At 51.9% G+C, this 239-nt stretch carries 1 rRNA gene; it reads left to right on the top strand.

From position 1 onward, the window contains the following. A 16S ribosomal RNA gene (locus KJS58_RS25920) occupies positions 1 to 239 on the top strand; the annotation flags it as partial.

The raw sequence follows: 239 nt of genomic DNA on the forward strand, positions 1-239 counted from the left end.
GTCGCAAGACTGAAACTCAAAGGAATTGACGGGGACCCGCACAAGCAGTGGAGTATGTGGTTTAATTCGAAGCAACGCGAAGAACCTTACCAGGTCTTGACATCCCTCTGATCGGTCTAGAGATAGACCTTTCCTTCGGGACAGAGGAGACAGGTGGTGCATGGTTGTCGTCAGCTCGTGTCGTGAGATGTTGGGTTAAGTCCCGCAACGAGCGCAACCCTTGATCTTAGTTGCCAGCA

The sequence above is a fragment of the Paenibacillus sp. J45TS6 genome, from assembly GCF_018403285.1.
In the GTDB taxonomy this organism is placed as follows: domain Bacteria; phylum Bacillota; class Bacilli; order Paenibacillales; family Paenibacillaceae; genus Paenibacillus.